Origin of the sequence: Paraburkholderia sp. SIMBA_027, assembly GCF_046535315.1 — a bacterium.
GTDB lineage: Bacteria > Pseudomonadota > Gammaproteobacteria > Burkholderiales > Burkholderiaceae > Paraburkholderia > Paraburkholderia tropica.
Genome location: NZ_JAWRWY010000017.1, coordinates 169,681 through 182,539 on the forward strand (window position 1 = coordinate 169,681; position 12,859 = coordinate 182,539).

General features: G+C 66.7%; 10 protein-coding genes. 6 read left to right on the plus strand and 4 right to left on the minus strand.

From position 1 onward, the window contains the following. The first annotated feature begins 12 nt into the window (after positions 1-12). The 3 genes from argE to mscL all read left to right on the plus strand — a co-directional run bounded on the left by argE (position 13) and on the right by mscL (position 2,961). Complete coding sequence (argE, locus tag SB764_RS29295) at positions 13-1,257, plus strand: acetylornithine deacetylase (protein ID WP_065065565.1); 1,245 nt, start codon at positions 13-15, stop codon at positions 1,255-1,257. A 61-nt stretch (positions 1,258-1,318) separates the two neighbouring features. Continuing rightward, positions 1,319-2,329: a threonine/serine dehydratase gene (locus SB764_RS29300; protein WP_183717029.1), complete on the plus strand. Its 1,011-nt coding sequence runs from the start codon at positions 1,319-1,321 to the stop codon at positions 2,327-2,329. A 185-nt stretch (positions 2,330-2,514) separates the two neighbouring features. Continuing rightward, the gene (gene mscL, locus SB764_RS29305) at positions 2,515-2,961 is read left to right on the plus strand and encodes a large conductance mechanosensitive channel protein MscL (RefSeq protein WP_065065567.1); all 447 of its coding nucleotides are present in this window, start codon (positions 2,515-2,517) and stop codon (positions 2,959-2,961) included. A gap of 100 nt (positions 2,962-3,061) precedes the next feature. Here mscL and SB764_RS29310 read toward each other — a convergent pair whose 3' ends face one another. The 3 genes from SB764_RS29310 to SB764_RS29320 form a co-directional block, all read right to left on the minus strand. Continuing rightward, the gene (locus SB764_RS29310; RefSeq protein ID WP_065065568.1) at positions 3,062-5,053 is read right to left on the minus strand and encodes a response regulator; all 1,992 of its coding nucleotides are present in this window, start codon (positions 5,051-5,053) and stop codon (positions 3,062-3,064) included. Between the two features lie 51 nt (positions 5,054-5,104). Then, positions 5,105-5,575: a response regulator gene (locus SB764_RS29315; protein WP_173816768.1), complete on the minus strand. Its 471-nt coding sequence runs from the start codon at positions 5,573-5,575 to the stop codon at positions 5,105-5,107. A 365-nt stretch (positions 5,576-5,940) separates the two neighbouring features. Then, complete coding sequence (locus SB764_RS29320; protein WP_410865838.1) at positions 5,941-7,623, minus strand: sensor histidine kinase; 1,683 nt, start codon at positions 7,621-7,623, stop codon at positions 5,941-5,943. A gap of 329 nt (positions 7,624-7,952) precedes the next feature. Here SB764_RS29320 and SB764_RS29325 point away from each other — a divergent pair, with 329 nt between their 5' ends. Then, positions 7,953-8,453 (plus strand): hypothetical protein, encoded by a 501-nt coding sequence (locus SB764_RS29325; RefSeq protein WP_065065570.1) that lies wholly within the window; start codon positions 7,953-7,955, stop codon positions 8,451-8,453. 85 nt (positions 8,454-8,538) lie between these two features. Here the strand turns inward: SB764_RS29325 and SB764_RS29330 are convergent, their stop codons facing one another. Next, entirely contained in the window at positions 8,539-11,046 is a 2,508-nt protein-coding gene (locus SB764_RS29330; protein ID WP_321905511.1) for an AsmA family protein, read from the minus strand. Positions 11,047-11,215: 169 nt separating this feature from the next. On the opposite strand from SB764_RS29330, the gene SB764_RS29335 reads away from it, so the two are divergent. Together SB764_RS29335 and SB764_RS29340 are read left to right on the plus strand one after the other, a co-directional pair. After that, on the plus strand, positions 11,216-11,977 hold the full coding sequence (locus SB764_RS29335) for an ATP-binding cassette domain-containing protein (RefSeq protein ID WP_410865839.1): 762 nt from the start codon (positions 11,216-11,218) through the stop codon (positions 11,975-11,977). After that, on the plus strand, positions 11,974-12,807 hold the full coding sequence (locus tag SB764_RS29340; RefSeq protein WP_074984192.1) for an ABC transporter permease: 834 nt from the start codon (positions 11,974-11,976) through the stop codon (positions 12,805-12,807). The genes SB764_RS29335 and SB764_RS29340 overlap by 4 nt, the downstream gene beginning before the upstream one ends. Positions 12,808-12,859 lie beyond the last annotated feature (52 nt).

Here is a 12,859-nt window from a genome sequence, read left to right on the forward strand (position 1 = left end):
CCGGAGCCCACCATGACCATCGCCGCTGAATCAGCGCAGTCTTCCTCATCGTCTGCAACGTCCGCGGCAACGTCCGCCGATCTTCCCGCCTCGCTTCCCTGGGTCACCCGCCTCGTGTCGATGGACACGGTCAGCCGCCATCCGAATCTCGGCCTGATCGAGACCGTGCGTGACGATCTGCGCGCGCGCGGCATCGAATCGACGCTCACCTACGGCCGCGACGGCAAATGGGCGAATCTGTTCGCCACGCTGCCCGCGCACGACGGCTCGACGAACGGCGGCATCGTGCTGTCCGGCCACACCGACGTGGTCCCCGTCGACGGCCAGAAGTGGGACAGCGATCCGTTCAAGCCCGAGATTCGCGACGGCCTGCTTTACGGACGCGGCACCTGCGACATGAAAGGCTTTATCGGCGCGGCGCTCGCGCTCGTGCCCGAGATCCAGCAGACGAAGCTCGCCAAACCGCTGCACCTCGCGCTCTCGTTCGACGAGGAAGTGGGCTGCGTGGGCGCGCCGCTGATGATCGAGGAACTCGTGAAGCGCGGCGTGAAGCCCGAAGGCTGCATCGTCGGCGAACCCACCAGCATGCGGCCGATCGTGGCGCACAAGGGCATCAACGCGTATCAGTGCTGCGTGCGCGGTCATGCGGCGCATTCGTCGCTGACGCCGCGCGGTCTCAATGCGATCGAGTACGCGGCGCGCCTGATCTGCTACATCCGCGACATGGCCGACGCGTTCCGCGCCAACGGTCCGTTCGACGAGCTCTACGACGTGCCCTTCACGACCGCGCAGACCAGCACGATCGAAGGCGGCAACGCGATCAACACGGTGCCCGCCGAATGCCGCTTCGCGTTCGAGTTCCGCAATCTGCCGACGCTCGACCCCGACGCGATTTTCGCGCGCATCGAGCAATACGCGCGCGAAACCCTGGTGCCGAAAATGCAGCGCGAAAACCCGGCGGGCGCGATCGAGTTCATGAAGATCGCCGCTGCGCCCGGTCTCGACGACACCGAGCAGGCCGCCGTCACGCAACTCGTGCGCGCCCTCACCGCCGACCAGTCGCGCCGCAAGGTGGCCTACGGCACCGAGGCGGGCCTGTTCGCGCGCGCGGGCATTCCGAGCGTGGTGTGCGGTCCCGGCGACATCGAGCAGGCGCACAAGCCGAACGAGTACGTCTCGCTCGCGCAACTGGCGGCGTGCGAAGGTTTCCTGCGCAAGCTGGTGCGCGGCCTCTCCGTCGACGCGCACGTGCAATAACGGGCGCGCCCGCCGCTTACGCGAGAGAGCCGAGACGAGAGACGAGACGAGAAGCGCGCCCATGTCCACCGCCACGCCGCTGCCGACCGACCGCACCATCGACGGTGAAGCCATTCCCTCGCTCGACGAGATCGCCTCGCAGCACTTCGCGCTCACACCATGGGTGCTGCGCACGCCCGTGTTCGATCGCCACGATCTGCCGTCGCTCGACGGCACTTTCGTCAACTTCAAGTTCGAACTACTGCAGGAAAGCGGCAGTTTCAAGGTGCGCGGCGCGTTCACGCATCTGCTCGCGCTCGACACCGCGCAACGCAGCGCGGGCGTGACCTGCGTGTCGGGCGGCAATCATGCGATCGCCGTGGCATACGCGGCGAAGCGTCTGGGCATCAGTGCGAAGGTCGTGCTGTTTCGCACCGCGAGCGAGGCGCGCGTGGCGCAGTGCCGGGACCTCGGCGCGGAAATCGTGCGCGCGAACGACAGCAACGAGGCGTTCGACATCGTGCGCCGCGTCGAAGCCGAGGAAGGCCGCTATTTCGTGCATCCGTTCAACGGTTTTCGCACGGTGCTCGGCACCGCGACGCTCGGCTACGAATGGGCGACGCAGGCGCCGGACCTCGACGCCGTGATCGTGCCGATCGGCGGCGGCGGACTCGCGGCGGGCGTGGCCACGGCGCTGCGGCTCGCGAATCCGCGCGTGCGCGTGTACGGCGTGGAGCCGGAAGGCGCCGACGTGATGAGCCGCAGCTTCGCCGCCAATCACACGGTGCGCATGAGCCAGATGCATTCGATCGCCGATTCGCTGATGTCGCCGCATACGGAGGACTACAGCTACACGCTGTGCCGGCGTCACCTCGAACGCATCGTCACGGTCTCCGACGACGCCTTGCGCGCCGCCATGCGCCGTCTCTTCGACGAATTGAAGCTCGCGGTCGAACCGGCCGGCGCGACGGCGCTCGCGGGCCTCTACGGCCCGTTGCGCGAGACGCTGCAAGGCAGGCGCGTGGGCGTTCTGCTGTGCGGCACCAACACCGATCCGCAGCGTTTTCACGAGCAGATCGCCCTCGCACGCTGAGTCCGCCGGGCGAAAACGGTCCGGGCACGCTGCGTGCATTACCGCAATCCGCGTGACACCCGCAAGCGGACGAATGTCAGGAACTGTCAAATTGCTACCGCACAGCGGGACCGTTCGCTATCATTGCGCCAACGCGTCGTTATATCGCCAGGCCTGTGCCGCCCCGTCCAGAGGAGAGCCCGCTCATGAGCATGATTAAGGAATTCAAGGAATTTGCCGTCAAAGGCAACGTGATGGATCTCGCCGTCGGCGTGATCATCGGCGGTGCGTTTTCGAGCATCGTCAATTCGGTCGTGAAAGACCTCATCATGCCGGTGATCGGCGTCGTCACCGGCGGCCTCGATTTCTCGAACATGTTCGTGCGTCTCGGGCATATTCCCGCGACCTACAAGGGCAATCCCGATTCGTACAAAGATCTGCAAACCGCGGGCGTCGCCGTGTTCGGTTACGGCTCCTTCATCACGGTGCTGATCAACTTCATCATTCTGGCTTTCATCATCTTTCTGATGGTGAAGTTCATCAACAAGCTGCGCCAGCCGGAAGCGGCCGCGCCGGCCGAACCGCCGCCCACGCCGGAAGACGTGCTGCTGCTGCGCGAGATCCGCGATTCGCTGAAGAATACGCCGCGCTGAACGCCCGCCGCTTGAGGCCGCCACACGCGACTTCTAGCGGCTTCACGCCGCTCCACGCTCACACAACCCGCGTCGCCGTCATGGCACGCGGGTTGTGTCTTTATTGGCCGATATTTGTGTTGTTCGCGCCGGTCGAGCGTTGCGCGACGGCCTCCTCGATCAGCCGTTCGAGCTGTTCGAAGTTGACCGGTTTCGTGAGATGCGCGGTAAAGCCCGCGTCGAGACTGCGGCGCACGTCGTCGTCGGTGCCGAAGCCGGTCAGCGCAATCGCGGGCGCCGCCGACTCCTTGCGGAACGCGCGGATGAAGTCGATGCCCGAGCCGTCCGGCAAGCCGATATCGCTGACCACCAGATCGAAACGCCGCGTGGCCGTGAGCGCGAGCGCGCCCGCCACGCTGACCGCCACCGCTACTTCGTGACCGAGCGCGCGGATCAATTGCGACATGACCTCCGCCGTGTCCTCGTGATCCTCGATCAGCAGGATGTCGAGCGCGCCCGCATGATGCGCGTCGCCGCGCTCCGCCTGACGCGCCGCGCCCTCGCCCGGCGCCGCCGTGGGCAGCACGATCGTGAAGGTCGCGCCGCAATGCGTGCCCGGACTCTTCGCGCAGACCGTGCCGCCATGCGCCTCGGTCAGCGCCTTCGTGACGGCCAGCCCGAGACCGAGGCCGCCGAACTGCCGCGTCATGTTGTGGCTGCCCTGCTCGAACGCGTGAAAGAGCTTGCCGATCTGCTCGGGCGCGATGCCGATGCCGGTGTCCTCCACCTCGATCACCACATGCATGCGCTCGTCGCGCGTGCGCACGAAAATGTGGCCGCCGTCGGGCGTGAACTTCGCCGCGTTGCGCACGAGATTCCAGAGCATCTGCTGCATGCGCGCGCGGTCGCCGCTCACGTAATGATGCTGCGCGCGCAATTCCACGTGCACGTCCTGCTGCTTGATCTGGATTTCGCTGTGGAACAGATCGAGCACGGCGTCGATCACGTCATGCACATCGACGACATCGAGCGCGAGGCTCAGCTTGCCGTTCGCCACGCGCGTGAGATCGAGCAGATCGTCGATCAGACGCGCCTCGAGTTCGATGTTGCGGCGGATCATCAGCACGCCCGTGCGCGCGGCGTCGGGCAAGCCCGGAATCTGTTCGAGCAGACGCGTGCCGGCCAGCACCGGCGTGAGCGGCGTGCGCAATTCGTGCGACAGCATCGCCAGAAAACGATCCTTCGCGCGATTGGCCTCTTCGGCCGCCTGACGCGCCGCCTGCTCCGAAGCCAGCAACTGGTCGCGCTCCTCGTTGTATTCGCGCTGCGCGTGAATGTCCGTGCAACTGCCGAACCATTTGTTGATGCCGCCGCGCGGATCGCGCATCGCGACGATGCGCACATCGAACCAGCGATACGCGCCGTCGTGGCGGCGAATGCGCAGTTCGTGCCGATATTCGCCGTTGTCGCTGCGGATCGCCTTGAGCCAGGCGTTGCCGATCGCTTCGCGGTCGTCGGGATGCACGGCGTCGAGCCAGCCGAGCGCATGCGTGGCGCTCGCGTCGAGGCCCGTGTAATCGCACCACTGCTTCGAGAGGAAATCGCAATCGCCGTTGGCATCGCAAGTGAAGACGAGGTGCGGCAATGCTTCGGAGAGCGTACGGTAATGCGCTTCGCGGTCGCGCAGCAGCAGCGCCTGGTCGGAGTCGCGCTGCAGCGCGACCTGCGAAAGCACGCGCGCGACGGCTTCGGGCAGATAGTCGAGATAGTCGCCGGATTTCGGCACCACGTCGGAGACGCCCGCGCGCAAAGCCGCGATCACGCGCGATTCGTCGGTGAAACCGGTCACGAGGATGGCGGGCACGCGCACGTCGTCGGCGCGCAGACGGCGGAAGAAGTCGAGCCCGGTTTCCGCGCCGTCGAGCTGATAGTCGAGCACGAGCACATCGGGCGTACGCGCCGCGAGCACGTCGCGCGCGTCGCCGACACTCGTGCAGGTATCGACGCGCGCGCCGGCGCGCACCAGCGATTTGCGCGCGAGGCGCAGTATGCCTTCGTCATCGTCGACGACGAGCACGTGCGCACCCGTCAATATGGTTGCTTCGTCATTCATGCGCGTCGCGGTCCTTGGAACAGTCTCCAGCTCGTCATCTCCCAACCCCCATCAGGCGCGCGCAAACCGATGCCCCGGCGGCAGCTTCACGACCTGCAGGAAAAACCCGAGCCGGCGCACCGCCTCGATAAAGGCGTCGTACTCGACGGGCTTCGTGATGTAGACGTTGCAGCCCAGCTCGTAGCAGCGCTCGATCTCGCGCGGATCGTCGGTGGTCGTGAGCACGATCACGGGCACCGACGCCGTGGACGGATCGGCCTTCAGCCGCCGCAGCACCTCGAAGCCGTCGACGCGCGGCATCCGCAGATCGAGCAGCACGACGAAATTCGCCAGCGCCTCGCGCGACGGATAGCCCGCCGCTTCGCCCTCGGGCGTGCCGAAGAAATAATCGATCGCTTCCTGGCCGTCGCGAAACCGCAGAAAGTCGTTCGACACGCCCGAGCGACGCAGGTTGCGCTCGACGAGCGTGGCGTGGCCGTCGTCGTCCTCGACCAGCACGATGCTCACGCGCTCGCCCGGCAAGGTCACGCGCGGTTGCGCGCGCGACGGCCGCGGCTCGGTTTGTGCGCCCTGCGCGGCGGATGACGCGGATGCCGCGGCCGCATCCGAAGCCGGCGCGGCGGCCGGATTGTCCGCCGACGATGTTGCCGATGTTGCCGTCGATGCCGATGGTGTCGCTGCCGTCGACGATGCCGCCGACGCTCCCGCCCCCGTCTGATCCCCGCGTGCCATCCCGCTCTCCAACGTGTTCTGATGCGTTTTCGATTGAAACGTCTGTTGAAACATCGATTTTTTGCAGTTTTTTCCTGTGCGGCGGCGGGACCTCGTATCGCCCGAGGCCTGGCACTCAAACCTGCACAAACCTCTACATGCCCGCACCAAGCGGCTCATGCCTGCCGCATTGGCGCGTCGGGCAGCGCGATGAAGAAGGTCGAACCCGCGCCTTCTTTCGACTCGACCCACAAGCGCCCGCCATGCCGTTCGGCGATGCGGCGCGCGAGCGCGAGCCCGGTCCCCTGACCCGCCGATTCGCCACCGTGCAGACGCTGAAAGGCGCGAAAAAGCTTCGGCAGATACGCGGCCGGAATGCCGATGCCATTGTCGCGCACATAGTAGGTTCGCGTGTGCGCGCCCGGCATGCGCGACGCATCGCGCGCGCTGTCCACGCTGGCTTCGGCCCATTTTTCCGCGTTATTTTCGAACATCGGCGCGAGCGCGCCGTCGCCCTCATCCACCGCGTCGACCGCGCCAATTTCCACCTGACCGGGCCGCGCCGGATCGAGATGCCGCAATGCGTTATCGATCAGGTTGCCGAAGATTTCCTCGAGCGCCGCCGGATCGCCCCACGCAGGCGGCAGATCGAGCACGTCGATCTGCGCGCGCTGCGCGAGCCCCGCGCTCAGCCCGGCGAGCGCCCGCTCGACGATGCGCCGCACGTTCACGCGCTGCCAGCGATATTCGAGGCGCCCGGCGCGGGACATGCGCAGCAGCGCGTCGATGATCGCCGCCGCGCGCCCCACCGCCTGGCGCAGGAATTGCAGCGATTCGTCCACGTCGCCGTCGAGCACTTCGACCATGCTCGCGTGTTCGTCAGCGGGCAGCCCCGCTGCGTCGATGCGCGTGCGCAGTTCCTCGCACGACACCTGCAATTCCTTCGAAAAACCCTGCAAATTGACGAGCGGCGAGCGCAGGTCGTGCGAGACGCTGTAGATGAACATCTCGTTGTCCTGACTCTCCTGGCGCAGATTGTCGTTCGCGGTCGCGAGGTCGGCGGCGCGCGCCTGCAACTGCAGCTTGAGCGCCGCCTGCTCGCGCTCGGCGGCGCGCAAACGTCGGCTCGTCTGATTGAGCACCGTGTCGAGCGCGGCGATTTCGTCGTCGCCCGCGAGCGGCTGCGCGAGCGGCGCGCCCGCGCCGAGCCGCTCCACGTTTGCGCCGAGCGCCGCGAGCCGCTGGCCGACGTTGCGCGCGAACAGCCACGCCGTCGCGCCCCAGATCAGCATCGAGCCGACCACCGCGACGATCAGCGCATCCTGCTGGCGCTCTCGCGTCTCGCGCAGCGACGCGCTACGCGCTTCGTCGAGGCGGGTTTCGTCGGCGATAAAGGCGGCCAGTTCGTTGCGCACCGCGTCGATTTCGGGCGGCATGCCGTCGCCGGCCGCGCGCACCAACGACGTGGCGCGGCCCTCGCGCAAGGCATCGGCGACCTGGGCACACCGCGCGCGCCACGCCCGCCCGTACGCGTGGATGCGCTCGACGCGCGCGTGCTGCTCGGGGTTGTCGTTCACCATGTGCGCGAGCAGCGATACGCGATCGGAGAATTCGGTCCAGACGGCGCGGCGGTCGATGAACGAGGGATCTTCGAGCACGATTGCGGTGCGCACGCGCGCGGCTTCGCGCAGGAGCGGATCGACGAGACTGGTCGCCTGCCAGAGAATCTGCTTGCTGTTGTCGGCGCTGCGCGCGGCCTGCGCGGTCTTGCCTTGCGTGTCGAACACGACGCCGAGCAGCGCCAGTTCGATGGCGCTGGGAATCGCGATCAGCAGGAGCCCCTTCGTGAAGAGTTTCATGACGGTCTGGTCCGGTGGCGGTCTGGGCGACATGCCTTTTGATTAACCGCGGGCGCCAGAGCCAAAACATTATCTGCGCGAATTTAAGAGATGACAACGTGTGTGGCGGCTCGCACCAGGCGATGCGAAAAGCCCGATTTTTCCCGAGAAATCGCCACACCGCGCGCGCATGCAGGTCTATTATTGAGACCGGAGACGAACAAAAGTAAGCGAAGGAGCGCCGGGATACCTACATGAGCGCGACGTGCGGTCCGGCATGGCGATTGCCTGTGACAGGTCGGCATGCTACGAAGGATCGACGTGCGGCGCACCAAGCCGGGAGTGGTCGCATGGGAACGCTGCGTGTTTTGCAATCCACCTTTTTCAGGCGAATTTTTATGTCCTTCCCGAAAAAGCGGAAACGCGTCAAGTCGGATGGCGACGAGTCGTTTCTCGCCGTGCTGAATCACTTCAAACCGTTCGGTCAACTCGACACCAAGATCGCGCGTGCGCGCGCCCAGGACGAGCCGGTGCTCTACGCACACGTGCTGCCCGGGCTCGACGTGCTGCTGTGCTGCGTGCGCGGCGCGCAGCCGCCCTATCCGGCGACGAGCGAATTGCGCAGACGCTGCATCGAATCCATCGCGCATGCGCTCGAGCAGCCGATCGAAGGACTCGAAAACGGCGGCTACTGGTACGAGGCGGACGGCTTCGGCTTCCTGATTTTCGCGAGCCGCGCGCGCGCTCGCATCCTGCCCGAGTTCGGCGCGGCGAAACCCGGCGCGGCCTCGCGCAGCGTGACCCGCCGGCAGGACCCGGCCGGCGACCCGATCCCGCGTCAGTTGCGCTGAGTTTGATCAGAAAAAAACGCCCGGCTTTCTCGCCGGGCGTTTTCGCATGGGCGCTCGTCTGTGCGAGCGCCCGAGTGCTTTCCGTTCAGCTCCCCTTGTAGAGCGACTGCATGCCGGGTTGCGTGGTGGGTTGTGAAGATTCCTCGCGCTTCGACGGCGCCGCCGCACCGCCCTTCGCGCCATTCGAACCCGAACCGGAGCTGGACCCGCTCGCCCCCTTCGCGGCCGCCGGCGCGCGCATCTTCTGCCCCGGCGGCGGCGCAACCGGATGCTGGCGAATCTGCGAAAACAACTGCGCGCACGGCAAGGGCTTGTTGTTGCTCGGCGCGATCAGCGGAATCAGCGCCGCGAACGGGTTGAGCAGACCGAGGCCGACCATCGCGCCGCCGCGCAGCGCAAGCGCCGCCGCATCCACGCCCACATGCGGATTCTTGAACGTGCCCTTCACGTAAAGCGGCGAGCGCAGCGAGAAGATCCGGAAACCCTTTGTGTGCGGATGCACCTTCATATCCATCGATTCGTCGCGCAGATCGATCGGACCGTCGATGTCGATCACGGCGTCGTCGGTGTCGAGCGCGAACACGCGCGGATTCACCACGCCGTTGGTCGCCACGAAATCGGCGGCCGCGCAGTTGATGTTGACGTCGCGATTGCCGAACAGCTTTTCGTAGACCACGTTCGCCACGTTCAGCCCGGCCGCTTCCATCAGCAGACGGCTGACCGTGCCTTGCGTGACGAGCGCCTTGACCTCGCCGTTCGACGTCGCGGCGAGCGCCGCCGGCGAGTTGCCGGTCGCGGAGAGCGAGGCGTCGCCGTTGACTTCGCCGAGCGCCTGCTGCATCGACTTCACGCCCGGGAACAGCTGCTTGAGCTTCAGATGGCGCGCTTCCACGGTGCCGCGCGCCTTGAGCGGCGCGCCGCTGCCGTCGAGCGACAGCCGCGTGGCGAAGGTGCCGCCCGCGACGCCGAACTGCAGCGGCTCGAAGTCGAGCACGCCGTTGGTCATCGTGACGTGCGTGTAGAGGTCCTGAATCGGCAGGCTGCCTTGCTTGATGATGCGGCGGCCCGTGAACTTCACGTCGGCGTCGATGGCTTTCCAGCGGTCGGTCTTGAAAGGCTCGACCGGAATCACGCGGTCGGCGGGCTGCTGCACCGTGTCGCCGCGCTTGGCCTTGCTCGCCTTGCTGTCGGCACCGATGATCGGCGCCAGATCGGAGAATTGCAGCAGGTTCGACACGAGTTCGCCGGAGAGTAGCGGGCGCGGATCGCGCTGCGTGTAGACGAGCGTGCCGTTCAGGTCGCTGCCGCCCACGCGGCCCGTGAAATTCTCGTAGCGGAACACGCTCGCGCCTTTGCGGAACTGGCCGACGAAACGGCCTTCGGTTGCGTACGGCGGCGTTTCCGGCAGCGTCACGCCGGTCAGGTTGTAAAGATGCGCCATGCTTTGGCCCTGGAGCCACAGGCGCAGGTCGACGGCGGCCAGATGCGCCGGGTCCGTCACGGTGCCGACCAGCGCGATATGCATGTCGCCGACACGCACGTCGGCCTGTACCGGGAACGGACGCCTGGCGTTTTGCAGCGCGAGCACGCCGCCGAGCTTGCCCTCGCCCGACAGCGCGGTCTTGTTGTAGGTGCCCTTGATGGTCCAGCCGATCGCGTAGAACGGCTCGTTGGTCTGACCGCCCGCCGCCGCGTTCGCGTTGCTCGCGGCGCTCGCGCCGACCGCGGCCAGCTTCGAGCCGATGCCTTGCGAAGCGGCCCCGCCGTCCGACGCCGCCGATGACGCCGACGCGCTCAAAGCCGCGCCCGATGCCGGTCCGGCCGCGCTCGCTGCGCTGGCCTCGCTCGCCGCCGCCGCACTCGCGGCCGCCGCTTCCGACGCCTGCTGCTTCTCGGCCTGCTGGGCGAGCCGGTTCGCGCCCGCCTTGCCGATCACCTGCGCCGAGCCCTGGCGCGAAGCCGCTTCCTGCTGCTCCATCACCTTGCCGATCGGAATGCCCTGGCCGAGCAGGCTCACGACCATCTTCACGTCGGTTTTCGTCTGCTTGTCGTCGACCGCGATGTTGCCGCTGCCGAACGTGATGTCATGCAGATTGAGTTTCCACGTCGACGGCCCGCTCGACGCGGGCAGCTTGAAGGTCCAGTTGTTGCGGCCATCGGCGAGCCGTTCGATGTCGACGGACGGATTCACGAGATTGATGGCCGGAATCACGATGTCGTGCGCGAGCAGCGGCAGCACGGCCACTTCGAAGTCGATCTCGTCGAGCGTCGCGAAATGCGGCGACTTCGCCCAGTCGGGATTGGCCACCTCGATCTGCGCCGCGGAAAAACGCGGCCAGGGCACCCAGGCGCGCCAGCCCGTTTCGCCGGGCGGACGACGCCAGCCGACCTTCAGATCGCCGACGATGGCGAACGGACGCCCGATCGCTTCGGTCACTTTCTCGTTGACGTAAGGCTTGGCGCGGTTCCAGTCGAAGGTGTAGATAAAGACGGCGAGCGCGGCGATCAGCACGACTACAATCGCGACGAGCCATGCGAAGATCCTGGCGAGTGTGCGGCCGGGGCCGCGGGGCTTGGGTTGCGGTGACGTCATGCGCACTCCGGTTTTTGCATTGTTGTTTCGCCAGCGATACGACAGCAGAAGACGTGCCTGGTTTCTTGCCCGAATGTGCGAATGTGCGAATCTGCAATCTGCGCTCGCCCGTCTTGTTTGCCATCTTTCAATGAACCATCAAAACGATTCGAAACGTCCCCCCGTTGACGTGAGCGCGCCGCTCGTCGAAGCGCTTGGCCTCGCGCGACGCGACGCACAGCGCGATCAGGTGCTGCTGCAACCCGCCGATTTCGCGCTGCACGGCGGCGAACGCGTCGTGCTCACGGGTCCGTCAGGCTCGGGAAAGAGCGTGTTTCTGCGCGCGCTCGCGCTGCTCGATCCGCTCGACGGCGGCACGGTGCGCTGGCACGGCGAAGCGGTTGCGCGCGCGCAGATCCCGTCGTATCGGCGTCATATTGCGTACCTGCGTCAGCGGCCCGCGCTGATCGACGGCAGCGTCGAAGACAACCTGCGCTATCCCTATTCGCTCGCGGTCTATCGCGACAGCCGCTTCGACGCCGCGCGCGTGCACGCGCTCTTCGACGCCACCGGACGCGGCGCCGATTTCCTCACGCGCGCGGCGTCCGAACTCTCGGGCGGCGAAGCGCAGATCGTCGCGCTGGTACGCGTGCTGCAACTCGATCCCGAGGCGCTGCTGCTCGACGAACCGACGGCCTCGCTCGATCCCGAGTCGGCGCGCGAAGTCGAAGCGCTCGTCGAGCAATGGTTCGAGCTTCGGCGCGAAACGCGCGCCACGGTGTGGATTTCGCACGATCCGGCGCAGGCCGCGCGCGTCGGCACCCGGCACATCACGATGCGCGCGGGTGTGCTCGATGCATCGCCGGCGCCATCCGCTGAAAAACCTTCCGCTGCTCAACCTTCCGTCGCGCCAGCCGCCACCCGGCAAGCGGCTTCCGGAGAGGCGCAATGAATCCTGGCGTGCTGCAAGACCTCAGTCTCGTCGATGTCGGCATCGCGGCCCTGCTCGTGTTCGTGAACGGCGCGGTCTCGGTGCTGCTCAAGCTCGATCTCGAACGCAAGCTCGCGTGGGCCGCGGTGCGAACCGTCGTGCAACTGCTCGCGATCGGCTACGTGCTCGGCTGGGTGTTCGCGTTCAATCGCTGGTACGCGGTGCTGCCGCTCATGGCGTTGATGACGCTGATCGCGGGCATCGCCGGTTCGCAGCGCGGCGCGCGCACTTACGGCGGCCAGCGCGCGGACAGCATCGTGTCGATCTGGGTCAGCGCGTGGCTCGTGGCCGCCGTGGGTCTGTTCGCGGTGATCCGCATTCGCCCGTGGTACGAGCCGCAATATGCGATTCCGATTCTCGGCATGATTCTCGGCAATACGCTAACGGGCGTGTCGCTCGGCGTCGAGCGGATGATGCAGGAACTCACGGCGCGGCGCGACCGCGTGGAAAGCGCGCTTGCGCTCGGCGCGACGCGTTGGGAAGCGGCTCAGACGAGCGCGCGCGAGGCGGTGCGCGCGGGCATGATCCCGACGCTCAACCAGATGGCGGTCGTGGGCGTGGTGAGCCTGCCCGGCATGATGACGGGCCAGGTGCTCGCAGGCCAGTCGCCGTTGCAGGCGGTGCGCTATCAGATCGTGATCATGTTCCTGATCGCGGCGTCTTCGGCGCTCGGCACCGTCGGCTCGGTGCTGCTCGCGTACCGGCGGCTGTTCTCGCCCGAGCATCGTTTTCTCGCGGCGAAGCTCATTGCGCGCGATGCGCGTGCCAAAGGTGCGAAGGCACGCGTCTAGCGCCGCGCTCGCCGCGTACCGCCCGCACGCTGCACCGCTCGCTGCACGCCTT

Bases quoted from the DNA above. Each gene is read 5' to 3' on its own strand.
- SB764_RS29340 (WP_074984192.1), top strand. From the start codon at position 11,974: ATGAATCCTGGCGTGCTGCAAGACCTCAGTCTCGTCGATGTCGGCATC.
- SB764_RS29310 (WP_065065568.1), bottom strand. From the start codon at position 5,053: ATGAATGACGAAGCAACCATATTGACGGGTGCGCACGTGCTCGTCGTC.
- SB764_RS29330 (WP_321905511.1), bottom strand. From the start codon at position 11,046: ATGACGTCACCGCAACCCAAGCCCCGCGGCCCCGGCCGCACACTCGCC.
- SB764_RS29300 (WP_183717029.1), top strand. From the start codon at position 1,319: ATGTCCACCGCCACGCCGCTGCCGACCGACCGCACCATCGACGGTGAA.
- argE (WP_065065565.1), top strand. From the start codon at position 13: ATGACCATCGCCGCTGAATCAGCGCAGTCTTCCTCATCGTCTGCAACG.
- SB764_RS29320 (WP_410865838.1), bottom strand. From the start codon at position 7,623: ATGAAACTCTTCACGAAGGGGCTCCTGCTGATCGCGATTCCCAGCGCC.
- mscL (WP_065065567.1), top strand. From the start codon at position 2,515: ATGAGCATGATTAAGGAATTCAAGGAATTTGCCGTCAAAGGCAACGTG.
- SB764_RS29325 (WP_065065570.1), top strand. From the start codon at position 7,953: ATGGGAACGCTGCGTGTTTTGCAATCCACCTTTTTCAGGCGAATTTTT.